The following is a 23,435-nucleotide window of genomic DNA, read 5'->3' as shown; positions in this document are numbered from 1 at the left end:
ACGCGCGCAAGCTTTCTTTTGGAGCCGATATGCCAATTCAAGTGCTGATGCCCGCGTTGTCGCCCACGATGGAAAAGGGCAACCTTTCCAAATGGCTGAAAAAAGAGGGTGAGACGATCAAGTCCGGCGATGTCATCGCCGAGATCGAGACCGACAAAGCGACCATGGAGGTGGAGGCGACGGACGAGGGTACGCTCGGCAAGATCCTGATCCCCGAGGGGACCGCCGACGTTGCCGTGAACACGCCGATCGCGATGATTCTGGCCGATGGCGAGAGTGCCGCCGATCTCGCCAAGGCGCCCGCGCCGACCCAGCAGCAGAAGGCCGCTGAGTCTGCGCCGCCTGCCGGCGCAAAGGCCGAGGCACCCGCGCCCAAGGCTGCGCCGTCCGCGCCGCAGGCCGTCGCCGAGCCAGATCCCGAAGTGCCCGCCGGTACCGAGATGGTGACGCAGACCATCCGCGAAGCGTTGCGCGACGCCATGGCCGAAGAGATGCGCCGCGACCCCGACGTTTTCGTGATGGGCGAAGAGGTCGCCGAATATCAGGGCGCCTACAAGGTCACCCAGGGCCTGTTGCAGGAATTCGGCGCCAAGCGCGTCATCGACACGCCGATCACCGAGCACGGTTTTGCAGGCGTTGGTGTCGGTGCCGCGATGACCGGCCTGAAGCCGATCGTCGAGTTCATGACCTTCAACTTCGCCATGCAGGCGATGGACCAGATCATCAACTCCGCGGCCAAGACGCTCTACATGTCCGGCGGCCAGATGGGCTGCTCGATCGTGTTCCGCGGGCCCAACGGCGCGGCCGCGCGCGTCGCCGCCCAGCACAGCCAGGATTATGCGTCCTGGTATTCCAATGTCCCGGGCCTCAAGGTCGTCGCGCCGTTCTCGGCCGCTGATTACAAGGGCCTGCTCAAGGCTGCGATCCGCGATCCCAACCCGGTAATCTTTCTCGAGAACGAGATGCTCTACGGGCACACTGGCGAAGTGCCGAAGCTCGACGATTTCGTGATCCCGATCGGCAAGGCGCGCATCGTGCGCTCGGGCAGCCACGTCACGATCATCTCGTGGTCGAACGGCATGAGCTACGCGCTGAAGGCCGCCGACGAACTCGCCAAGGACGGCATCGAGGCCGAGGTGATCGACCTGCGCACGCTGCGTCCGATGGACACCGAGACCATCATCAATTCCGTCAAGAAGACCGGCCGCGCCGTCACAGTGGAAGAGGGCTGGGCCCAGAGCGGCGTCGGCGCCGAAATCGCCGCGCGCATCATGGAGAACGCCTTCGACTATCTGGATGCGCCGGTTGCCCGCGTCACCGGCAAGGACGTGCCGATGCCCTATGCCGCGAACCTGGAGAAGCTCGCGCTGCCCTCGGCGGCCGAAGTGGTCGAGGCCGCCAAAGCCGTCTGCTACAGGTAGGCCATGGCGGGTCCGAAGGAGCAGCCATTGCCACCCGACGTCCTCGACCGCGACGACGCGGTCGAGATTCTGCGCGTGTTCGTGCTGGACGGCGGGTTGTCGATGGCGTTCCAGCGGGCCTTCGACGAGCCCGACATGTGGGGCCTGCTGCTCGTCGATCTCGCCCGTCACGCCGCGCGCGCCTATGCGCGCGAGAGCGAATACACCGAGGAGGATGCGCTGACCCGGATCATCGAGATGTTCCAGGCCGAGATCGAGCGTCCCACCGACACCGGCACCACGACGCCGCGCGGGAAGGGACACTGACCGTGGCGATCGAATCCTATCATTTCGATTTCATGCTGGAGGCGATCCGCGAGGCGGAAGCCTCGATCGCGCAAGGCGGCCTGCCGATCGGCGCCGTGCTGACCCGCGACAACAAGGTCATCGCCCGCGGCCACAACAACCGCGTGCAGGAAAAGAACGTCATCCTGCACGGCGAGATGAGCTGCCTCCGCCAAGCCGGCGTGATCTCGTTCCACGACACCGTCATGTACACGACGCTGTCGCCGTGCTCGATGTGTGCCGGCGCGCTCGCTCTGTTCAAGGCCCAACTGGTGGTCATCGGGGAATCCGTCACCTTCCCGGGCTCCAAGGACATCCTCGACAAGTTCGGCATCCCCTGGATTGATCTTGCGGACGACCGCTCCATCACCATGATGAAGAATTGGCGTTCCAATCCTGCCAATGAGCGCCTGTGGCAGGGCGACATCGGCAACTAAACCTGGTCTGTTCGTCCTCGCTTCCGGGGACGGCATTTTGAGAAGTTCTTCGTGAGGTCAGCATGCCCATCAACATCCTGATGCCCGCTCTTTCGCCGACGATGGAGAAGGGCAACCTCGCCAAATGGCTGAAGAAGGAAGGCGACAAGGTCAAATCCGGCGACATCATCGCCGAGATCGAGACCGACAAGGCGACCATGGAGGTCGAGGCCATCGACGAGGGCACGATCGCCAGGATCCTGGTGCCCGAGGGCACGCAGGATGTCCCCGTCAATGACGTGATCGCGGTGCTGGCCGGCGAGGGCGAGGACGTGAAAGCGGCAGGTGCCGCCAAGCCCAGCGCGTCGACCGCACCTCCGAAAGCTGCCGAAGCACCGGCGCCAGCGCCTGCCGCGCCCAAGTCTGCGTCGCCCAAGTCTGCGCCGCCGCCCGCCGCTACTCCCGCGGCGAAAGCTGCCGCCGCACCGGCTGCGCAGGGCAACGGCCATGGCGGCCGCGTGTTCTCCTCGCCGCTGGCGCGTCGTCTCGCCAAGGACGCCGGCGTCGATGTTGCGATGGTGACCGGCACCGGCCCGCACGGTCGCGTTGTCGCGCGCGATGTCGAGCTGGCCAAGTCCGGCAAGGGCCTCAAGGCACAAGCGGCGGCGTCGTCAGGTGCGCCCTCGAGCGCGCCGACCATGTCGGACAAGCAGATCCTGTCGCTGTTCGAGCCGGGCTCCTACGAGGTCGTCCCGCATGACGGCATGCGCCGCACGATCGCCCAGCGCCTGACCGCGTCGATTCAGAACGTCCCGCACTTCTACCTCACCATCGATTGCGACATCGGCAAGCTGCTCGCCGCACGCGAGCAGATCAACGCCGCCGCGCCGAAGGACAAGGAGAAGAAGCCGCTCTACAAGATCTCGGTCAACGACTTCGTCATCAAGGCGATGGCGGTCGCGCTTCAGAAAATCCCGAACTGCAATGTGAGCTGGACCGAATCCGGCATGGTCAAGCACCACCATTCCGACGTCGGCGTCGCGGTGGCGATGCCCGGCGGCCTGATCACGCCGATCATCCGCAAGGCCGAGACCAAGACTCTGTCGACCATCTCCAACGAGATGAAGGATTTTGCGACACGCGCCCGCTCGCGCAAGCTGAAGCCCGAAGAGTACCAGGGCGGCACGACGGCTGTCTCGAACCTCGGGATGTTCGGCATCAGCCACTTCACTGCCGTGATCAATCCGCCGCATGCGACCATCCTCGCGGTCGGCACCAGCGAGGAGCGGCCTGTGGTGCGCGGCGGCAAGATCGAGATCGCGAACATGATGAGCGTGACCTTGTCCTGCGATCACCGCGCCATCGACGGCGCGCTCGGCGGCGAGCTGATCGGTGCCTTCAAGCAACTGATCGAAAATCCCGTCATGATGATGGTGTGACGAGAAAATTCGCGTCGTCATTGCGAGCGAAGCGAAGCAATCCAGGACGTGACCGGCAGACTGGATTGTTTCGTCGCAAGAGCTCCTCGCAATGACGGTCTCGAACATTGAGGCCGGTGAACGGGAACGAACGCAAAGCATGGCCGATACATCCTTCGACATCATCATCATCGGCTCCGGTCCCGGCGGCTATGTCACCGCGATCCGCGCCGCCCAGCTCGGCTTCAAGGTCGCGATCGTCGAAAAATCCTATCTCGGCGGCATCTGCCTGAACTGGGGCTGCATCCCGACCAAGGCGCTGCTGCGCTCGGCCGAGATTTATCACTACATGCAGCACGCCGGGGATTACGGCCTGTCGGCGGAGAAGGTCTCGTTCGACCCGAAGGCGGTGGTGCAGCGCTCGCGCGGCGTCTCGAAGCGGCTCAACGACGGCGTCGGCTTTCTGATGAAGAAGAACAAGGTGAGCGTGATCTGGGGCGCGGCTTCGATCGACGCGCCCGGGAAGGTCACCGTGAAGAAGTCCGACGTCGAGGGCCCGAAGGGTACGCTGGGCGAGGGGACGTATCAGGCCAAGCACATCATCGTCGCGACCGGCGCGCGGCCGCGCGTGCTGCCGGGGCTCGAGCCCGACAAGAAGCTGATCTGGACCTATTTCGAGGCGATGGTGCCCGAGCGGATGCCGAAATCGCTGCTGGTGGTCGGCTCCGGCGCGATCGGAATCGAATTCGCCTCGTTCTTCCACACCATGGGCTCCGAGGTCACCGTGGTCGAGGTGCTGCCGCAGATCCTGCCGGTCGAGGACGCCGAGATCGCCGGCATTGCCCGCAAGCGTTTCGAGAAGCAGGGCATCAAAATCATGTCCTCGACCAAGGTCACGAAGCTGGAGAAGAAGGCCGACAGCGTCGTCGCCACCATCGACGACGGCAACGGCAAGCCTGTCACGACCGAGTTCGAGCGGGTGATCTCGGCCGTCGGCGTCGTCGGCAATATCGAGAATCTCGGCCTCGAAAAGCTCGGCGTGAAAACCGATCGCGGCGTCATCGTGATCGACGGTTACGGCAATACCAACGTCCCCGGCATCTATGCCATCGGCGACGTCGCGGGTCCCCCGATGCTCGCGCACAAGGCCGAGCATGAGGGCGTGATCTGCGTCGAGGCGATCAAGGGCCTGCACCCGCATCCGATGGACAAGAACCTGATCCCGGGCTGCACCTATTGTCAGCCTCAGGTCGCCTCCGTCGGTCTCACCGAAGCCAAGGCCAAGGAGAACGGCCGCGAGATCCGCGTCGGCCGCTTCCCCTTCGTCGGCAACGGCAAGGCGATCGCGCTCGGCGAGGACCAGGGCCTGGTCAAGGTGATCTTCGACAAGAAGACCGGCCAGCTCCTCGGCGCCCATATGGTCGGTGCCGAGGTCACCGAGCTGATCCAGGGCTACGTCGTCGCCATGAATCTGGAGACCACGGAAGAAGAGCTGATGCACACGGTATTCCCGCATCCGACGCTGTCGGAGATGATGAAGGAAGCCGTGCTGGATGCCTATGGCAGGGTGTTGAATATCTGACTGCCGCCAAAGAGACCGTTCGCAAAATAAGAAGGAAACCAGCCCATGCAGGACAACGACAACCTCACCATCGAGCGCCCGAGCTTCGTCACCCATCTCGAATGCGCGATGGAAGGCGATCATTACGCCGCCGATCAGGTCCACAATCTCTCCAAGGCCGGCAAGCCGCTGCTCGTGCGTTACGACCTCGCGGGCGTGAAGAAGGCGCTGACCAAGGACGCGCTCGCCCAGCGCCCCGCCGACATGTGGCGCTACCGCGAGCTGCTGCCGGTGCGCAAATGCAAGGACATCGTCTCGCTCGGCGAGGTCACGACGCCGCTGATCCGGCTGCCCAAGCTTGGCACCAAGCTCGGCGGCGGCGAGATCATCGTCAAGGACGAGGGGCGGCTGCCGACCGGCTCGTTCAAGGCGCGCGGGCTGGTCATGGCAGTGTCGATGGGTAAGGCGCTAGGCATCAAGCACATGGCGATGCCGACCAACGGCAATGCCGGCGCGGCGCTCGCGGCCTATGCGACCTCCTGCGGCATCAAGACCACGATCTTCTGCCCGGCCGATACGCCGGAGGTGAATGTCAGCGAGATCGAGCTTCAGGGCGCGACCGTCTACCGCGTCAACGGCTATATCGACGATTGCGGCAAGATCGTGGGCGAGGGCAAGGCGAAAGTCGGCTGGTTCGACACCTCGACCCTGAAGGAGCCGTACCGCATCGAAGGCAAGAAGACGATGGGCCTCGAGCTCGCCGAGCAGCTCGGCTGGGACGTGCCCGACGTGATCTTCTACCCGACCGGCGGCGGCACCGGCCTGATCGGCATGTGGAAGGCGTTCGACGAGCTCGAGAAGATCGGCTTCATCGGAAGCAAGCGCCCGCGCATGGTCGCGGTTCAGGCGTCGGGCTGCGCGCCGATGGTGCGCGCCTACGAGGCCGGTACCGAGCATGCGACGCGCTGGGAGGATGCTCACACCATCGCTTCGGGCATCCGCGTGCCGCAGGCGATCGGCGACTTCCTGATCCTGCGCGCGGTGCGCGCGAGCAAGGGTTTTGCGATCGCGGTCGACGACGACAAGATCTCGTCGGCGCTGAACGAGGTCGCGCGCGAGGAGGGGCTGCTATTGTGCCCCGAAGGCGCCGCGACCTACGCCGCCTACAAGGAGAGCCTCGCCGACGGCCGTGTCAGCAAGACCGACCGCGTGATGCTGTTCAACTGCGCTACCGGCCTGAAATACCCGCTGCCGAAGGTCGACCGCACGCTCGATCGCCACAAGCCGATCGACTATTCGCAGTTCTAGCGCGTCATTTCGTCTCTTTGCGAACGATCCCTCTTCCCGTACGCGGGAAGAGACAAAAAATAACAATGTCATCGCTGGGAGAACACAATGAAGGCCGCTTGGGCTGCGCTGGTTGCTATTCTCGCTGTTGGAGGCGCCGCGCGCGCCGACGATTATCCTTCACGTCCCATCACCATCATCGTTCCCTTCGCCGCCGGCGGGCCGTCGGATGCGATGGCACGGGTGCTTGCCGAGCGGATGCGAACTTCGCTCGGCCAGGCCCTGGTGATCGAGAACGTCACCGGCGCCGGCGGGTCGATCGGCGTCGGCCGCGCCGTGCAATCGCCGCCGGACGGCTACACGATCTCCTTCGGCCATCTCGGCACCCACGTCGCCAACGGCGCCGTCTACAAGCTCAACTACGATCTCGTCACTGACCTCGAACCCGTGGTGCTGCTGCCGAGCAACCCGATGATCGTCGTCAGCAAGAACGCGGTGCCCGCGACCTCGCTGAAAGAGCTGATTGAATGGCTGAAGTCGCGGCCGTCGCCGGCAACCGCGGGCACGGCCGGCGCGGGGTCCGGCAGTCACATCGCCGGGGTCTATTTCGAGAGCGTCTCCGGTATCAAGCTGCAATACGTGCCGTATCGCGGCACCGCGCCCGCCCTGAACGATCTCATCGCCGGCCAGATCGACGTCATCGTCGATCAGACCTCCAACTCCATCAACCAGGTCCGCGCCGGCACCATTCGCGCCTACGCCATCACCGATGACAAGCGCCTGTCGTCGGCACCCGACATCCCGACCACGGCGGAGGCCGGGCTGAAGGGTTTTAGCATGACGCTGTGGTCCGGCCTGTGGGTGCCGAAGGGTACGCCGAAGGCAATCGTCACCAAGCTCAATGCCGCAGCCGTGGAAGCGCTGAACGATCCCGCCGTGAAGAAGCAGCTGGAAAGTCAGGGCCTGGAGATGACGCCGCAGGATCAGCTCACGCCCGAAGCGCTTGGCGCGCGTCAGAAAGCCGAGATCGCGAAATGGTGGCCGATCATCAAGGCCGCGAACATCAAGGTGGATTGAGGGGCGGTGTCTGCGTTCCGAGCGCAACACCCACAGACCTCATCCTGAGGAGGCATCGCGGCCGTCTCGAAGGATGCGCCGCAACCGAGAGCGGGGCCTTCACCCTTCGAGACGCCTGCTTCGCAGGCTCCTCAGGATGAGGGGATAGAGCGGATGCAAACGGATTTCACTCCGTTCCCGTAAATCCCACCGGCGTCGCCACGGCCGCCGCATCCTTGGTCACCACGCGCTGATCGCTCTTGCCGGCGACCATGCCGCTGCCCTCGAACCGGGCGCGATAGACCAGCACGTTTTCAATCACGCGCTGGACGTAGTTGCGCGTCTCCGACAGCGGGATGCGCTCGACCCAGTCGACCGGATCGACCTTGGGGTCGCGGGGATCACCGCGTGCCTGCACCCATTCGCGCACGCGGCCACGGCCGGCATTGTAGCCGGCGAAGGTCATGATCTGGTTGCCGCGGTATTCCGAGAGAAGTGCGCTGAGCTCGGCCGCCCCCATCTGCGTGTTGTAGACGGGATCGGAGACCATCTTGTCCCAGTCATAGGTCACGCCGAACCGCTTGGCGGTATCGCGGCCGGCTTCCGGCGTCACCTGCATCAGCCCGACTGCGTTGGCCGCCGACTTGTCGCGCTGGTCGAACGAGCTTTCGGTGCGCGCCACCGAATAGATCACGCTGGTCTCGATCGCAGGCGCCACCTGCTTGTGCTCGGGAATGCCGATGGTGGGGAAGGCGTAGTGGTCGAGCGCAAGCCCGCGCGCCAGCGCTGATTTGCCGACCTCCAGCATGACCCGCGCGTCTTTGTGCCGGCCGGCGAGCTCGCCGAGCGCTTCGAGCGCCGCGACGTCGGTGCTCTCCTTGGCGAAATCCTCGGCGTAGTAATACACCATGTCGCGCTCATTGACGCCGTAGAGCATGTCGGCGGCGCGCACGCGTTCGTCCGTGGGCGGTGTATCAGCCGCGGCCAGCACGGGCGAGGGCGCGCGCAGCTCGATCCGGTCAAGGCCGAGTTTGGCGCGGGCGAGCTGTCCGTAATAGGCGGTCGGATAGCGCGCCGCCGTCTGATAGCTCAGGCGCGCATCGGCCGTTGCGTTCATCGCCTCGGCGGCGCGGCCGCGCCAATAGTTGGCCCGCGACAGCGCGATCGGATTGGCCGAACCTTCGTCGATCGCGGCGAAATGCATCATCGCCGCCCTGGGATCGTCGAGATAGCGCAGCGCGATCCAGCCGCACATGAAGTGATAGTCGACGCGATAGACTTCCATCGCGGGGACGGCCGCCGAGCGCACCACGTCATAGGCGGTTTTGAACTTGCCTTGGTCGAGCAGCTTTCGCGCAAGCAGGCGGCGCTCGCGCCACCAGGCGTCGGTGTCCTGAGCCGCCATCGTATCGGGCGCGGCGGCCAGGATCACCTCGGCGGCGTCGTCGATGCGGTCGTTCTGGAGATGCCATTGCGCGCGGCACAGCACATAGCCGAGATCGCGGCGCGCCTCGGCCGGAACGTCCTCGAGATAGTCCTTGGCCTTGGTGACCTTGCCGGTGACGGCGGCGCAGGCCTTGACGATCGCGAGCGCATCCTCGCCGAGCCGCTTGGCGGCGCGCCGCGCTCCTGCGTAGTCCTTGGCGCCGAGACGCTTGTCCATGCGGGCGCGATGGTCCTCAGCGGTCAGGAGATCGCGGAACGCTTCGTAGGAATCCTCTTCGCTGCGCTCGGACAATTCATCCGTTCGCCAGGCCTCACGCACCAGACGTGCGGCCCTGTCGCTGTCGCCCTCCGTCACCAGCACGCGGGCGAGCGCGAACTTGCCCTTGGCGCTGGTCGGCCGGTCCATCGTGAATTTGTGCACCGTCGCCGCGTCGGCCTTCTCCTGCCACAGCCGGGCCTCGGCACGGCGGCGGAGCAGGGCGCTGCTCGGCCAGTCCGGATTGGCGGCCAGGAAGGCGGCGTAGCGCTTGAAATTCGCGGTGCTCTCGGAATGGCGCAGCATGAACCAGTCGGCGAGTTTCTGTCCGGCGGGGTCAATGATGCGGTCGCGCGCCGCGCTCGCATCGTCCGTCTTGCCCTTTCGCGCGAGGTCGATGGCGTCCTTCAACGCGGCGAGATCGCCGGTCAGCGGCGGGGCTGCCTGCTTGTCCGAGGGCTCGTCGTCGGACTTCTTGGACTTGCGCTTGGCCTCGGCATGCTTGCCGTGCCGCGCTTTGCCGGCGGAGGCATGGCGCTGCTTGCCGGCTTTCGCCTCATGCGTCTTCTTCGGCGCGGACGATTTGTGACTGCTCTTCGCTGCCAGCTCATTAGGAATGAAGGCCAAAGCGGCCACGGCAACGACACACGCGAGCGAGCGTAGGCACTGGTTCATTCGATGGTCCCCCCGCGAAACCACTACAAACCAAGGTCCGCGACGACATGCGGCTTGAGAATCAAGGACGACACCAAAACGATGCCACCACATCGTTTCGCATTCCTCACGCTCGTTCAACAATGCGGCAAAATACGGATCGGGAACGCGGGAACTTCTGAAACGCCGGAAAAGGCCGCTTTTTTAACCTTCTCGGGGTTCGCGTGAGGGTTGCGCACAGCTCACGGCGGCGCGAATGGCCAGATTGCGCGTGTTCCCCCGTCAAATCCGGTGTACTGAGTTCCCTCAAGCCATCCTTTCAGCCTTTGCTCCGTACCCATGCCACTTTTCAACCAGTCGATCCGGCGCAAGATCGTCGGCATCGCCCTCGGATTGATCGTCCTGATGCTGGTCACCTCGATCCTGTCGATGGTGATGTCGGGCCAGGTCGGTGTCCTGCTCAACGAGCTGACCGATCGCTACATCCCGGCCTATGGCCATCTGGCACGCGCCAACATCCGCTCGCTGGAACGGGCACTGGCATTGCGGCGCATGGTCATGACCAAGATGCAGTCGCCGTCGGACGAAGAGGCCTATGCGGCGCGCCTTCGCGAGTTCGAGGAAACCGACCGTAGGATCGAGGAGGAGGCCGAAAGCGCGCGCAAGCTCATCAACGCGATTATCGACGATCCCAGAACGGCCTCCGACAATGCCGCGCTGGCGCGGATCGAGACCCGCATCGAGACCGCCGTCGCCGAGCTGCGCCGTGACCTGAACGAGGACCACGCAAAACTCCTTAAGCAGGTCGATGGCAAACAGATGACGGAAGCGCGCGGCACGCTGGAACATCTCGATCTGTTGCGCGATCAGTTCAATCAGCAGATCGATGCGATCCGCGCCGACATGCTGAAGCAGGTATTTGCCAGCACATCGCAGGTGATCGGTCGTCAGCGTCAGGCGATGATCATTTCGGGCATCGTGACCTTGCTCGCGGCGATCGTCGGATTCGCTTTTGCGCTGCTGGTCAGTAGCGGCATCACGCGTCCGGTGCGGCTGTTGCTGGCTGGCACCCGCGAGGTCGAGGCGGGCCGGTTCGACAAGACCATCACTGTCTCGACCCAGGACGAGATCGGCGAGCTCGCCGCCGCCTTCAACCGCATGATCGAGCAGTTGCGGCACAACGAGCGCATTCGCGAGACCTTTGGCCGCTACATCGATCCCAAGGTGGTGCAGGGCCTGATCGACCGGCCGGAAGTCGCCATCGACGGCCAGCGCCGGGTCATGACCATCATGTTCTGCGACATGAGCGGCTTCACCTCGATGAGCGAGGGCATGACCCCGCGCGGCCTGGTCAAGGTGATGAACCACTATTTCACGCTGATGTCCGGCCCGATCAGGAGCAACCGCGGCATCATCGACAAATGTATCGGCGACGCCATCATGGCCTATTGGGGCCCGCCCTTCATCGAGGAGGACGAGCCGGCGCTGCTCGCCGGCCTTGCCGCCATCGACATGGCCGACCAGGTGCCCGCGCTGCAGAAGCAATTGCCGGATCTGCTGGGTATCCGCGCCATGCCGGCGCTGTGCGATTTGCGGATCGGCATCGCCACCGGCGAAGTCCTGACCGGCAGCATCGGCTCCGAGCTGATGATGAGCTTCACCGTGATGGGCGATGCCGTGAACCTCGCCTCGCGCCTGGAGGCCGTCAACAAGACCTATGGCACCCGCATCCTGATCTCGCAGGCGACGGCGGATGCGATCGGCTCGCATCTCGAGCTGCGCGAGGTCGATCGTCTTGCAGTCGCCGGCCAGAGCGCGCCGCAATCGGTCTTCGAGGTGATGGGCCGCGCAGGCGCGCTCACTGCCGCGCATGAGAGCCTGCGTTCGCACTACGCCGAAGGCCTCGCCGCCTATCGCGCCCGGCGCTTCGACGAGGCGCGTGCCGCCTTCAACGCGGCGCTCGAAGCCGTCCCCGGCGATGGCCCCGCGCGCGCACTGCTCGCCCGCCTGGCGCAGTTCGAGGTTAATCCGCCGGACGAAGGCTGGAACGGCGCCTGGCGGCTGCAGCAGAAATAGCCGGCCGCGGGAAAAATTGTTTCTACTCGATAACGATGTTCGCCGTGACCTATTTCCCGGGCCTAGGTTTGATGTCCTTGAGGCGTTTGATGGGGATACGCCGATGACAGAACTTGAGGACAGGCTGGAGCGGTTCGAGACGCTCACCGCGGAATGCGAGTTGATCGCCAAGCTCGCCACGGACCGCACCAAGCGGGAATTTTATCTGAAGCTTTCGGAGCAGTATCGCCAGCTGGCGTTGGATATGCGTCAGGCGATCGCGACCAAGGCTGCGGCCTGACGCCGGCTGCAATCCGTTCTTAACACTTGGCGCGCATCCTACATGTCGATGCGGGGACGCTTGCTGTGCTTCTCCGCTGTGGGAATGCCGGGGCACGCTGCGATGCAGCGCGCCTTGTAAACATTGTTTTGTCGTGTCTCACAGGGCGATCCCATGCGGCTCCTTGCGGTGATGATCCTTGCGCTCATGACGGCTGCCTGCAATCAGGAGCAGGACATCACCGGCTCGACCCCGGTCTGCGCGATGCGGAACTACACCTCCTACAATTCCCGCGACATGAACCAGTGCGTTGCCGCCTGCAAGGCGTGCGACCACGGCAACACGGTCACTTGCAGCACCTCTTGCACCCTCAAGGGTGCGCGCTGAGCTGCTCGGCGGGGTCTCGTAGCCCGATGGAGCGAAAGCGCAATCCGGGGCCGCTCGCCCGTCGTCGGGCACTTGCCGGATCACGCTTGCGTCCCATCGGACCTTGCTGTTTCGCCCCTCTGTCAAGCCGGCGCATCCAAAATATTCCACTTTACCGAAATTCGGAATTGGCGTATGTGTCGCCCATCCCGGCTCACCCAAGAGGGGCGATCTTGTGTCGTCACGTTTCGCGAGCCGGGCGTGCGGTGGACGCGACAGCGTCGGGTGCGAAAGTGCGGGCAGGGCGGATTGCTCTCCGTGAGCCCAAAACTTCGTGCCGACGAGCGGCGCTGTCAGGTTCGTCTCGTCATCAGGTCGGCGGCAACGTGCACAACGTCCTCGAAACCGGTGGCGAACAGCGAACCGTGCGTACGGCAAAACCGTGTGGTCCTGGCCGTCGTTGCTACGGTCAAGCCTTTGCGGATGCGGCACTTGCGTCAACCGGCGCGGCGTCGCGACTTTCGTGAAGGCGAGGGAGGCCAACAGGAACTCGGCTCCCGGGAGAGCACGGCATAAGCCGTAAAGCCACTGCGCAGGGAAGGCCGAGTGATTGGCTACACCTGTATGCTGCTGTGCGGTTCTTTTGCGCTACATTTTCGCGCGGCGGACCGCAGGTGTAGCCGGCACCCGGCCTTCCCTGCACCCTCTTGGACAAGAGGGTGGAGAGATCAAGCAAAGCTCGGGCGAAATCCGTCGCGAGGATGCGAAGGTGTGTGCAAGTTGAAATGGACGCGACGTTGAATTCCGCTCTCGTGCCCCGGACGCCGCGCAGCGCCTTGCGGTGCGCTGCAGAGCCGGGGCCCATGCTGCAGAGAGTTCGCGGCTTCTGGGTCCCGGCTCCGCGCCGCGACGCTAAGAGGCGTTGCAGCTTGTCCGGGACACGAGAGTGAGCACCGACAATGCCCCTTGCTCCGTCATCGCGAGCGCAGCGACTTGTCCGCCGAAGCTTTAGCGAAGGCGGAAGCAATCCAGAATCCCTCCGCGGAAAGATTCTGATTTCCTACCCCGGATGCGGCGCAGCGCTTCCGGGACACGTGAGTGGTCATGAAGGCGCCGACTCAGCCGAACTGCGCGCCGTCACCTTGCCGAAGTGAGCGCGCGCCACCGCCGCAAAATCTGAGGTTGTGGCTTGCCTTTCCAGCGAGGGTATCACTGTAGGCTTTTCCGTGTCGTTCGGGTCACGATTGTGCCGTCCATGCAACACTCATCCCGGATCTAACCCTCATCTCTGTCCGTTCGCATCAACGCCGCTTTTTGGCCACACCTGAACTTGAATAAAATCGCTCTAATGTTTTAGCGGCAGCGGTGGTCCTGAAAGGCGACGGGAAATCCCAAGGTCGATTCAAATCTTGGCTCTGATTTTTCGGGTCTGAAAGGGTTGGCCGGGGAAACTGGTTTGCTATGGACGCAAAGACCGACATCAAGCAGAGGCTGCCGAGCCGTCACGTGACGGAAGGCCCTGCGCGCGCGCCCCATCGCTCCTACCTCTACGCCATGGGTCTCACCACCGAGCAGATCCACCAGCCGTTCGTCGGCGTCGCCTCGTGCTGGAATGAGGCCGCGCCCTGCAACATCTCCCTGATGCGCCAGGCGCAGGCGGTGAAGAAGGGCGTCGCATCCGCCGGCGGCACGCCGCGCGAGTTCTGCACCATCACCGTGACCGACGGCATCGCCATGGGCCATGACGGCATGCGCTCCTCGCTGCCGTCCCGCGAATGCATCGCCGATTCCGTCGAGCTGACGATCCGCGGCCACGCCTATGATGCCCTCGTTGGCCTCGCCGGCTGCGACAAGTCGCTGCCGGGCATGATGATGGCGATGGTCCGCCTCAACGTGCCCTCGATCTTCATCTACGGCGGCTCGATCCTGCCCGGCAATTTCCGGGGCCAGCAGGTCACCGTGCAGGACATGTTCGAAGCCGTCGGCAAGCACTCGGTCGGAGCGATGTCGGACGAGGATCTCGACGAGATCGAGCGCGTGGCGTGCCCCTCGGCGGGTGCCTGCGGCGCGCAGTTCACCGCCAACACGATGGCGACCGTCTCCGAGGCGATCGGCTTGGCACTGCCGTACTCGGCCGGTGCTCCGGCACCGTATGAAATTCGCGACGCCTTCTGCATGACCGCGGGCGAGCAGGTCATGGCCTTGATCGCTCAAAACATCCGGCCGCGCGATATCGTCACCCGCAAGGCGCTGGAGAATGCGGCCGCCGTGGTCGCCGCGTCCGGTGGCTCGACCAATGCTGCATTGCACCTGCCGGCGATCGCGCACGAGTGCGGCATCAAGTTTGACCTGTTCGACGTCGCCGAAATCTTCAAAAAGACACCATATGTCGCTGATTTGAAGCCGGGCGGCCGTTATGTCGCCAAAGACATGTTTGAAGTAGGTGGCATACCGCTTCTGATGAAGACGCTGCTCGACAACGGATTTCTCCACGGTGACTGCATTACGGTTACCGGTCGAACGATCGCCGAAAATCTCAAAAGCGTGAAATGGAATCCGCACCAGGACGTGGTGCACCCGGCAGACAAGCCCATCACCGTCACCGGCGGTGTGGTCGGTCTGAAGGGCAATTTGGCGCCAGAAGGTGCGATCGTGAAAGTCGCGGGAATGTCCAACCTCAGGTTTACCGGTCCGGCCAGGTGCTTCGACCGTGAGGAGGATGCTTTCGAGGCGGTCCAGAAGCGTACCTACCGCGAAGGCGAAGTCATCGTGATCCGCTACGAGGGACCGAAGGGCGGTCCCGGCATGCGGGAAATGCTCCAGACCACCGCGGCGCTGACCGGCCAGGGCATGGGCGGCAAGATCGCGCTCATCACCGACGGCCGCTTTTCCGGCGCCACCCGCGGCTTCTGCATCGGCCATGTCGGGCCTGAAGCCGCCATCGGCGGCCCGATCGGGCTGCTCGAGGACGGCGACATCATCGAGATCGACGCGGTCGCCGGGACACTTGACGTAAAATTGAGCGACCAGGAGCTTGCCCAGCGCAAGACCAAATGGAGCGCTCGCGCGACTAACCACACGACGGGCGCGCTCTGGAAATATGCTCAGCAGGTTGGACCGGCGGTCGGGGGGGCAGTGACCCATCCGGGCGGCGCGCACGAGAAACAGTGCTATGCGGACATCTAGGCGTATCATAGTTGCGTTTGTGTTTGGGGCTACCGCGCTAGGCGCGCCGGCGCTCGCCTTCGACGGCGCGCCCGTCAGCCCGAAGGATGCGACCATCCCGGTGGTGACGACCTTGCCGGGCGCAGCGGGCAAGGTGCGCAATGTGCCGCCGGCGGTCGCGACCCAGGAAAGCTCGCTCAGCGCCCTGCAATATGCCGCCGAGGGTGGCCACCCCATCGCGCAGTGGAGGCTCGGCCGCATGTACGCCAATGGCGACGGCGTTGCTCAGGACGATGTGCGCGCGTTCGAGTATTTCAGCCGCATCGCCAACGCACATGCCGAGGACAGCCCCTCGGCGCCGCAGGCGCAGATCGTCGCCAACGCCTTTGTCGCGCTCGGTCGCTATTATCTGAGCGGCATCCCGAATTCGAAGGTCAAGCCGGACCAGGAGCGCGCGCGGGAGATGTTCTCCTATGCCGCGTCCTATTTCGGCAACGCGGATGCGCAATACGACCTCGCCCGCCTGTACCTGAAGACACCGGACGCCTCGCGCGAGGATTTCCGCTACGGCGCGCGCTGGCTTGGGCTCGCCGCGCAGAAGGGCCAGCACGAGGCCCAGGCGCTGCTCGGTCAGATGCTGTTCAACGGCGACCGCCTGCCGCGGCAGGCCGCGCGGGGCCTGATGTGGCTGACGCTGGCGCGTGACAGCGCAGGTAGCGACGAGACCTGGATCAAGGAAAACTACAACCGCGCCTTCGCAAAATCGTCCGACGACGACCGCGCCATGTGCCTGCAAATGCTGGAGCAGTGGGTGCAGGGCCGCCGGGAGTGATTGGTTGAGGCGGCCTCACGCCGCCTCGAGGTCCAGATCCGCCCACACCGGCACGTGGTCCGACGGCTTCTCCCAGCTGCGCACATAGCTGTCGATGCCGACATTGACGAGCCGGTCGCCGGCCTGTGGCGACAGCAGCAGATGGTCGATCCGCAGGCCGTGATTCTTCTGCCAGGCGCCGGCCTGGTAGTCCCAGAAGGTGTAGAGCCCGGGCTCGTCAGTAACCGCCCGCAGCGCATCGGTCAGGCCGAGGCCGAGCAGGGACTGAAAACTCTCCCGCGTCTCAGGCTTGAACAGGGCGTCCTCGGTCCAGGCGGCGGGGTTATGGACGTCGCGGGCATGCGGGATGACGTTGAAGTCGCCTGCGAGGACCAGTGGCTCCTCGGACTTGAGGCGCTCCTTCGAATACTCAAGAAGCCGCGACATCCATTTGAGCTTGTAGGGATATTTCTCGGTCCCGACCGGATTGCCATTGGGCAGATAGAGGCAGGCGACGCGCAGCACCCCACGCTTCAGAGTGACCACGCCTTCGAGGAAGCGAGCGTGCGCATCCTCGTCGTCGCCGGTCAGCCCCGACTTGGTCTCGTCGAACCGGAGCTTCGAGAGCAGGGCGACACCGTTAAACGTCTTCTGCCCATGGGTGACCACGTTGTAGCCGAGCGCCTCGATCTCCAGCCGCGGGAAGGCCTCGTCGACGCATTTGATCTCCTGGAGGCAGACGATGTCCGGCTGGCACTCCTTCAGCCAGGTCAGGAGGAGATCGATCCTCTGCCGGACCGAGTTCACGTTCCAGGTGGCAATTCTGATGGGCATGTCGGCGGGCTCCGGGCAGGGGCCATGGTTAGAACAAACTGCAAACGCGCCCGTCAAGGCGCCCGCAAAAATCTCCCACAAAATTAACCCGGCTTAAGCCGGCCCTGGGCCATTGATACTGAAAAGGTTTTTCGAATGGGATGGCCGGACAAATCCATGAAGCGAACCGAGCCGCGCGACGGCCTGATCGGCGCGTTCCTGTACTGGCTTGGCGGCTTCGAGATCGAGGACGGCCTGACTGCCGATCTCAGCGAGCGCGAGCTGCGCCGCATCCGCGCCAAGCAGATCGACGCGGTGACCCGGCTGATCCCGATGACGATGGCCGTCACCATGCTCAATGTTGCGGTCGTGCTGGTCCTGTTCTGGGGCCGGGGCTGGAACGATTTCCTCGCAATCTGGGGCATGACCCTCGCCGCCACCGCCTCGCTCGCGGTGCGCGCGTGGCGGCGTTCGCATCGGAACCCGCCGCAAGAGGCTACCGCGCGCGCCGCGCGGCAGATGCTGCGGCAGGCATTTTTCCTGGCCGTGATCTGGGGCACGCTGCCGCTCGCCCTGTTCAGCCGCATCGAGCCGACCAGCCAGCTCGTCCTGGCCTGCCTGATGGTCGGCATGATGTCCGGCGGCGCCTTCACGCTCTCGACCTTCCCGCGCGCCGGCCTCGTCTATCTCGCGACGACAACGATCGCCTGCGCCGGCGCACTGCTGTTGTGCGGCACCGGGCCTTACCTCGTGACCGCGGTGTTCCTGCTGCTGTTCGCGTTCTTCATGGCGCGCAACATCGTCTCGCAAGGCAATCTGTTCCTCGGCAATCTCAAGGCCCAGCTCGAGCTCGAGCGCCAGACCGAGATCATTTCGCTGCTGCTGAAGGATTTTCAGGAGAACGCCAGCGACTGGCTGTGGCAGACCGATGCCGAAGGGCATCTGGTCGACGTGCCCGAGCGCTTCGCCGCCGTCGCGCAGCTGCCGCTGCAGCTGCTGAAGGGCTCGCATTTCGCCGACGTGCTCGACATGCTGTGCCCCGAGGACAAAAGCGCGGCCTACAACGTCGTCGGGCTGATGGAGCACGCCGAACCGCTGCACGAGATGAACCTCAAGGTCGTTGCCGGCGGCGAGGCGCGGCTGTGGTCGCTCACTGCGAATCCAGCCTACGACCGCGACGGCCAATTCCTCGGCTATCGCGGCTTCGGCCGCGACGTGACCGAGCGCTGGCGCGCGGAAAAGGCCGAGGCCGAGAGCCGCGCCAAATCGGATTTCCTGGCGGTGATGAGCCACGAGATCCGCACGCCCATGAACGGCGTGCTCGGGCTCGCCAGCATGTTGCTGGAGACGAAGCTCGATCCGGAGCAGCACGAGGCCGTCACGTCGATCCGCGAATCCGGCGATAATCTCCAGCGCATCCTCAACGACATCCTCGATCTCTCCAAGCTCGAGGCCGGACGCTTCGCGTTCGAGGCGATCGACTTCGCGCCGCAGGCGCTGGTCGAGACAGTCGCGACCGTCGTGCGCGCGAGCGCCAAGAGCAAGGGGCTCACGGTCAAGGTCGAGCTTGATCCGAACCTGCCGCCGACGTTGCGCGGCGACGTCGCGCGCATCAGGCAGGTGCTGCTCAACCTCGCTTCCAACGCGGTGAAATTCACCGACCAAGGCGAAGTCACGATCGCAGCAGTCTGTCAGGCGCGCCGCGATCTGCTCGCTACTGTCGAATGGAGCGTGACCGACAGCGGCATCGGCATCGCCCCCGAAAAGCTCGGCCAGCTCTTCTCTGACTTTGCGCAGGCCGATGCCTCGATCAGCCGCCGCTTCGGCGGCACCGGGCTGGGCCTGGCGATCTCCCGGCGCATCATCGAGCAGATGGGCGGCACCATCGGCGTCACCTCGACGCCGGGTGAGGGCTCGACCTTCCGCTTCACGCTGGTGCTGCCCTGGAGCCAGGCGCAGGCATCCGACCACAATTCAGACCGCGACGAAGCCGACGATCTGAAGGCGCGTATCGCCGAACTCGACCGGCCGTTGAAGGTGCTGGTCGCGGAGGACGATGCCGTCAACCGCATGGTCGTCAGCAAGATGCTCGGCGCCTTCGACGTCGAGCTGCGCGTCGTGGCCGACGGCGTCGAGGCCGTCGAGACGGTTGCCGAGAGCAACTATGATGTCGTGCTGATGGACGTGCGCATGCCCGAGATGGACGGCCTTGCTGCGACGCGTGCGATCCGCGCACAGGGCGGACGCTTCGAAACCCTGCCGATCGTCGCGCTGACCGCCAACGCCTTCGCCGAAGACGTCAAGATATGCCGCGAGGCGGGCATGTCCGACTTCCTGGCAAAACCGTTGCGCAAGCCCGCGCTGGTCGCGGCACTGCTGCGCGCGCTGGACGGTCAATTGGTGTCGGAGGACGCACCGCTTCAGCCGGAGCAGATGCCGGTCGAGGTGGACTGGACGGACGAGGAAAGGCAGATCACCGGCGCATAGCCGGCGACGTCAGATCGAGAAGCTGGTCCCGCAGCCGCAGGACGCGGTGGCGTTCGGATTGTTGACGCGGAACGAGGCGCCGATCAGATCGTCGACGAAATCGACCTGCGAGCCCGCCAGGAACGGCTGCGAGGCGGAATCGACCAGCACCACCGCATTGTCCTGCTCGATCACGAGATCGTCGTCGGTGCGGGCACGGTCAATGTCGAACTTGTACTGGAAGCCGGAGCAGCCGCCCCCCTCGACCGAGATCCGCAGCATCGCGCCAGACCCTTCGCCCTTGAGGATCTCCCCAATCCGGCGTGCGGCCTTGTCACTGATGGTCACGTCAGTCGTCATCGTTCGTCTCCGATAGTCCCGCGGTCACACCAAGGGCACCTGAAGGAAGGGGCACTTGAAGGTTACTTGCCCAATTCATTTGGTATCCCGGGTGCGGCATAGTTAAGTACCACCATACGCAGAATCAAATGGATAGAGACTAAATTCGCCGTGTCCGTCGGAATGGCTGCCCCCCACGCGCCCTATGCCTGCGATCCCGAGCGCAGCCGCGGCCGGTTGGTTGCGGAACCGCCGAGCCAGACCCGCAGCCCGTTCCGGCGGGATTGCGACCGGGTGATCCATTCCACCGCGTTCCGTCGGCTGAAGTACAAGACCCAGGTGTTCGTGTTCCACGAGGGCGACCACTACCGCACCCGGCTGACCCATTCGCTGGAGGTGGCGCAGATCGCCCGCGCGCTGGCCCGGCAGCTCGGACTGGACGAGGATCTCACGGAAACCCTCGCGCTCGCCCACGACCTCGGCCATCCGCCCTTCGGGCATGCGGGCGAGCGGGCACTGGACGCCTGCCTGAAGGAGTTTGGCGGCTTCGACCACAACGCCCAGACCTTGCGCGTCGTTGCGGCGCTGGAGCACCGCTATCCTGATTTCGACGGGCTCAACCTGACCTGGGAGGCGCTGGAGGGCATCGTCAAGCACAACGGTCCCCTGACCGATCGCAGCGGCGCGCCGGTCGGGCATTATCGCGAGCACGGCATTCCCGTCGGCATCGCCGACTACATCAAGATCTACGATCTCGAATTGTGGAGCTTCGCCTCGCTCGAAGCACAGGTCGCCGCGATTGCCGACGACATCGCCTATGATGCCCACGACATCGACGACGGCCTGCGCGCCGGCCTGTTTCACCTCGACGACCTCAAGGTGATGCCGTTGACCGCGGAGATCATCGGCGAGACCTCCGCGCATTACCCCGACCTCGAAGACGTCAGGCGCGGCGCCGAACTGGTGCGCGAGCTGATCTCGCATCTGATCGGCGCGGTATTCGCCGAGGCGCAGAAGAACCTTGCCGCCGTCAAACCGCAATCCGCCCAGGACGTGCGCCGGCAGAGCCGGGCGCTGATCGCGTTCCCCGCCGCGGTCGCCGAGGAGGAGGCCGCCATCAAGCGCTTTCTCTATCAGCACATGTACCGCCACAAGCGGGTCATGCGGGTGATGGGCGAGGCGGAACAGATCCTGTTCGACCTGTTCGCCAAATACCTCAAATCGCCCGGCGAGCTGCCGCCGGAATGGCTGGTCGGGGCGGAGGCGGACAATGAAGGCGACCGGGCCCGGCGGATCGGCAATTTCATTGCTGGAATGACCGACCGTTTCGCTCTGACCGAGCACCAGCGGCTCTTTGACTCGACCCCGGATTTGCGTTAGGCGGCGCCCATGCCCGACACATCCTCAGCACTGCACCTGTTCGCCGACGTGCTCGCACGCGTGCACGCGGTCTGCCGCGCGCTCGCGACGGAAGCCAACTGGCCCGAGGGTATCGATTTCTCGCGCGTGGTTGTCGAGCCGCCGCGCGACGCCACCCATGGCGACATGGCGACCAACGCCGCCATGGTGCTTGCGAAAGAGGCAAAGGCAAAGCCGCGCGATTTCGCCGAGCAGATCGCCGAGCGCCTGCGCGCGGATACCCTGATCGCCAAGGTGGACGTCGCCGGCCCAGGCTTCATCAACTTGACGCTGAAGCCGGCTGCCTGGGCGGAAGCGCTGCGTACGGTGCTGCGCGAGGGCGCCGATTACGGCCGCGCCCGCGGCGGCTCAAAGGTCAACGTCGAATACGTCTCGGCCAACCCGACCGGGCCGATGCATGTCGGCCATTGCCGCGGCGCCGTGTTCGGCGACGCGCTGGCGAGCCTGCTCGAGTTCGCAGGCCGTGACGTCACGCGCGAATATTACATCAACGACGCCGGCGCGCAGGTCGACGTGCTCGCCCGCTCGGCGTTCCTCCGGTATCGCGAAGCGCTCGACGAGGACATCGGCGCGATACCGGAAGGCCTTTATCCCGGCGACTATCTGAAGCCCGTCGGGCAAGCGCTGGTGAAGGAGCATGGCGACAAGCTCCTCGCAATGAGCGAGGCCGCATGGCTGCCGACGGTGCGCGCCAAGGCGATCGCAATGATGATGGACGAGATCAAGGGCGATCTCGGCGCGCTGAACATCCGCCACGACGTGTTCTTTTCGGAGCGCTCGCTGCTGGACCCCGGCAACAACAAGGTCGCCGAGACGATCGATTTCCTGCGCGCCAAGGGCGACATCTATCAGGGCCGCCTGCCGCGGCCTAAGGGCGCTCCGGCCGAGGATTGGGAAGATCGCGAGCAGCTGCTGTTCAAGGCGACGGCCTATGGCGACGACGTCGATCGTCCGCTGATCAAGTCAGACAATTCTTACACCTACTTCGCCTCCGACATCGCCTACCACAAGAACAAGTTCGACCGCGGCTTTGCCGAGATGATCGACGTCTGGGGCGCCGACCACGGCGGCTACATCAAGCGCATGCAGGCGGCGGTGAAGGCGACGACCTCCGGCAAGGGGGCGCTCGACGTCAAGATCGTCCAGCTCGTGAAATTGCTGCGCAACGGCGAGCCGGTGAAAATGTCGAAGCGGAGCGGGGACTTCGTCACCTTGCGTGAGGTGGTGGATGAGGTCGGCCAGGACGCCGTCCGCTTCATGATGCTCTATCGCAAGAACGATGCGGTGCTCGACTTCGACCTCGCCAAGGTCATGGAACAGTCGCGCGACAACCCGGTGTTCTACGTGCAGTACGGTCACGCCCGTGGCCACTCGATCTTCCGCAACGCACGCGCGGAGGTGTTCCCGGAACTCCCCGAGGATACGGAAAAGCGCATCGCATGGCTCGCCGAGTCGGCGGTAGAGCGGCTGTCGGACCCGGCTGAGCTCGACCTTCTCAAGCGGCTCGCAATTTTTCCGCGCATGCTGGAAGCGGCCGCAAGCGCCCACGAGCCGCACCGAATTGCCTTCTATCTCTATGATTTAGCCAGCGAATTTCATGCACTTTGGACGAAGGGGCGCGATTTGCCCTATTTACGCTTCATTATCAATAATGATGCACTTCTAACGAAGGCGCGGCTGGCCATGGTCCAGGGCGTCGTCTCTGTCCTGGCATCGGGCCTCGCCATCCTCGGCGTCCATGCTCCGGACGAGATGCGGTAGTTTGGGGCGAACTACTTAAGGGGATTGTTGGGGGTAACCGGCAGAAGCCGGATCGCTTAGACTTGGTTGAAAGCCTTGTGGGTCGAAAGCCGTGCCTTGGTCGAGGGGGCGTGCGGCTTTC

The 23,435-nt window shown here is 64.5% G+C and carries 18 protein-coding genes; 15 read left to right on the top strand and 3 right to left on the bottom strand.

Translation table 11 applies throughout. The features are described 5' to 3' along the window. Positions 1-29 precede the first annotated feature (29 nt). The 7 genes from IVA74_RS25970 to IVA74_RS25940 all read left to right on the top strand — a co-directional run bounded on the left by IVA74_RS25970 (position 30) and on the right by IVA74_RS25940 (position 7,504). Positions 30-1,421, top strand: coding sequence for a pyruvate dehydrogenase complex E1 component subunit beta (locus IVA74_RS25970; protein ID WP_247349191.1), 1,392 nt, complete (start codon positions 30-32; stop codon positions 1,419-1,421). A gap of 3 nt (positions 1,422-1,424) precedes the next feature. Then, entirely contained in the window at positions 1,425-1,727 is a 303-nt protein-coding gene (locus IVA74_RS25965) for a DUF5076 domain-containing protein (protein WP_247349190.1), read from the top strand. A 2-nt stretch (positions 1,728-1,729) separates the two neighbouring features. Next, positions 1,730-2,182 carry a nucleoside deaminase gene (locus IVA74_RS25960; protein WP_247349189.1) on the top strand — a complete coding sequence of 151 codons (453 nt, stop codon included), beginning with the start codon at positions 1,730-1,732 and terminating at the stop codon, positions 2,180-2,182. A gap of 62 nt (positions 2,183-2,244) precedes the next feature. Next, positions 2,245-3,600 (top strand): pyruvate dehydrogenase complex dihydrolipoamide acetyltransferase, encoded by a 1,356-nt coding sequence (locus tag IVA74_RS25955; RefSeq protein WP_247349188.1) that lies wholly within the window; start codon positions 2,245-2,247, stop codon positions 3,598-3,600. Positions 3,601-3,739: 139 nt separating this feature from the next. After that, entirely contained in the window at positions 3,740-5,161 is a 1,422-nt protein-coding gene (gene lpdA / locus IVA74_RS25950) for a dihydrolipoyl dehydrogenase (protein ID WP_247349187.1), read from the top strand. 45 nt (positions 5,162-5,206) lie between these two features. Then, on the top strand, positions 5,207-6,448 hold the full coding sequence (locus IVA74_RS25945; RefSeq protein ID WP_247349186.1) for a threonine synthase: 1,242 nt from the start codon (positions 5,207-5,209) through the stop codon (positions 6,446-6,448). 87 nt (positions 6,449-6,535) lie between these two features. After that, positions 6,536-7,504 (top strand): tripartite tricarboxylate transporter substrate binding protein BugD, encoded by a 969-nt coding sequence (locus IVA74_RS25940; RefSeq protein ID WP_247349185.1) that lies wholly within the window; start codon positions 6,536-6,538, stop codon positions 7,502-7,504. Between the two features lie 166 nt (positions 7,505-7,670). Here the strand turns inward: IVA74_RS25940 and IVA74_RS25935 are convergent, their stop codons facing one another. Continuing rightward, complete coding sequence (locus tag IVA74_RS25935) at positions 7,671-9,860, bottom strand: lytic transglycosylase domain-containing protein (protein ID WP_247349184.1); 2,190 nt, start codon at positions 9,858-9,860, stop codon at positions 7,671-7,673. Between the two features lie 318 nt (positions 9,861-10,178). Between IVA74_RS25935 and IVA74_RS25930 the strand changes: the two genes are divergently transcribed. The 5 genes from IVA74_RS25930 to IVA74_RS25910 all read left to right on the top strand — a co-directional run bounded on the left by IVA74_RS25930 (position 10,179) and on the right by IVA74_RS25910 (position 16,537). Next, positions 10,179-11,915, top strand: coding sequence for an adenylate/guanylate cyclase domain-containing protein (locus IVA74_RS25930; RefSeq protein ID WP_247349182.1), 1,737 nt, complete (start codon positions 10,179-10,181; stop codon positions 11,913-11,915). Positions 11,916-12,018: 103 nt separating this feature from the next. Continuing rightward, complete coding sequence (locus tag IVA74_RS25925; protein WP_247349180.1) at positions 12,019-12,195, top strand: hypothetical protein; 177 nt, start codon at positions 12,019-12,021, stop codon at positions 12,193-12,195. Between the two features lie 153 nt (positions 12,196-12,348). After that, a complete protein-coding gene (locus tag IVA74_RS25920; protein ID WP_247349178.1) occupies positions 12,349-12,561 on the top strand; it encodes a hypothetical protein in 213 nt (70 codons plus the stop codon). Positions 12,562-14,001: 1,440 nt separating this feature from the next. Continuing rightward, entirely contained in the window at positions 14,002-15,726 is a 1,725-nt protein-coding gene (gene ilvD / locus IVA74_RS25915) for a dihydroxy-acid dehydratase (RefSeq protein ID WP_247349176.1), read from the top strand. Then, positions 15,713-16,537, top strand: a complete 825-nt coding sequence (locus IVA74_RS25910; protein WP_247349174.1) for a tetratricopeptide repeat protein — start codon at positions 15,713-15,715, stop codon at positions 16,535-16,537. The genes ilvD and IVA74_RS25910 overlap by 14 nt, the downstream gene beginning before the upstream one ends. A 15-nt stretch (positions 16,538-16,552) precedes the next feature. Here IVA74_RS25910 and xth read toward each other — a convergent pair whose 3' ends face one another. Next, on the bottom strand, positions 16,553-17,350 hold the full coding sequence (gene xth, locus IVA74_RS25905; RefSeq protein WP_247349173.1) for an exodeoxyribonuclease III: 798 nt from the start codon (positions 17,348-17,350) through the stop codon (positions 16,553-16,555). A gap of 135 nt (positions 17,351-17,485) precedes the next feature. On the opposite strand from xth, the gene IVA74_RS25900 reads away from it, so the two are divergent. Further along, on the top strand, positions 17,486-19,816 hold the full coding sequence (locus IVA74_RS25900) for an ATP-binding protein (RefSeq protein WP_247349172.1): 2,331 nt from the start codon (positions 17,486-17,488) through the stop codon (positions 19,814-19,816). Positions 19,817-19,825: 9 nt separating this feature from the next. Here the strand turns inward: IVA74_RS25900 and erpA are convergent, their stop codons facing one another. After that, the gene (gene erpA / locus IVA74_RS25895) at positions 19,826-20,155 is read right to left on the bottom strand and encodes an iron-sulfur cluster insertion protein ErpA (RefSeq protein ID WP_007610737.1); all 330 of its coding nucleotides are present in this window, start codon (positions 20,153-20,155) and stop codon (positions 19,826-19,828) included. A gap of 150 nt (positions 20,156-20,305) precedes the next feature. Here erpA and IVA74_RS25890 point away from each other — a divergent pair, with 150 nt between their 5' ends. Together IVA74_RS25890 and argS are read left to right on the top strand one after the other, a co-directional pair. Further along, positions 20,306-21,514 (top strand): deoxyguanosinetriphosphate triphosphohydrolase, encoded by a 1,209-nt coding sequence (locus IVA74_RS25890; protein WP_247349171.1) that lies wholly within the window; start codon positions 20,306-20,308, stop codon positions 21,512-21,514. Positions 21,515-21,523: 9 nt separating this feature from the next. Further along, positions 21,524-23,314 (top strand): arginine--tRNA ligase, encoded by a 1,791-nt coding sequence (argS, locus tag IVA74_RS25885; RefSeq protein ID WP_247349170.1) that lies wholly within the window; start codon positions 21,524-21,526, stop codon positions 23,312-23,314. Positions 23,315-23,435 lie beyond the last annotated feature (121 nt).

It is taken from the genome of Bradyrhizobium sp. 132, assembly GCF_023074185.1.
Taxonomy (GTDB): Bacteria; Pseudomonadota; Alphaproteobacteria; order Rhizobiales; family Xanthobacteraceae; genus Bradyrhizobium.
Note: the sequence above shows the minus strand (reverse complement) of the source record. Positions and strands in the feature narration are given on the sequence as shown.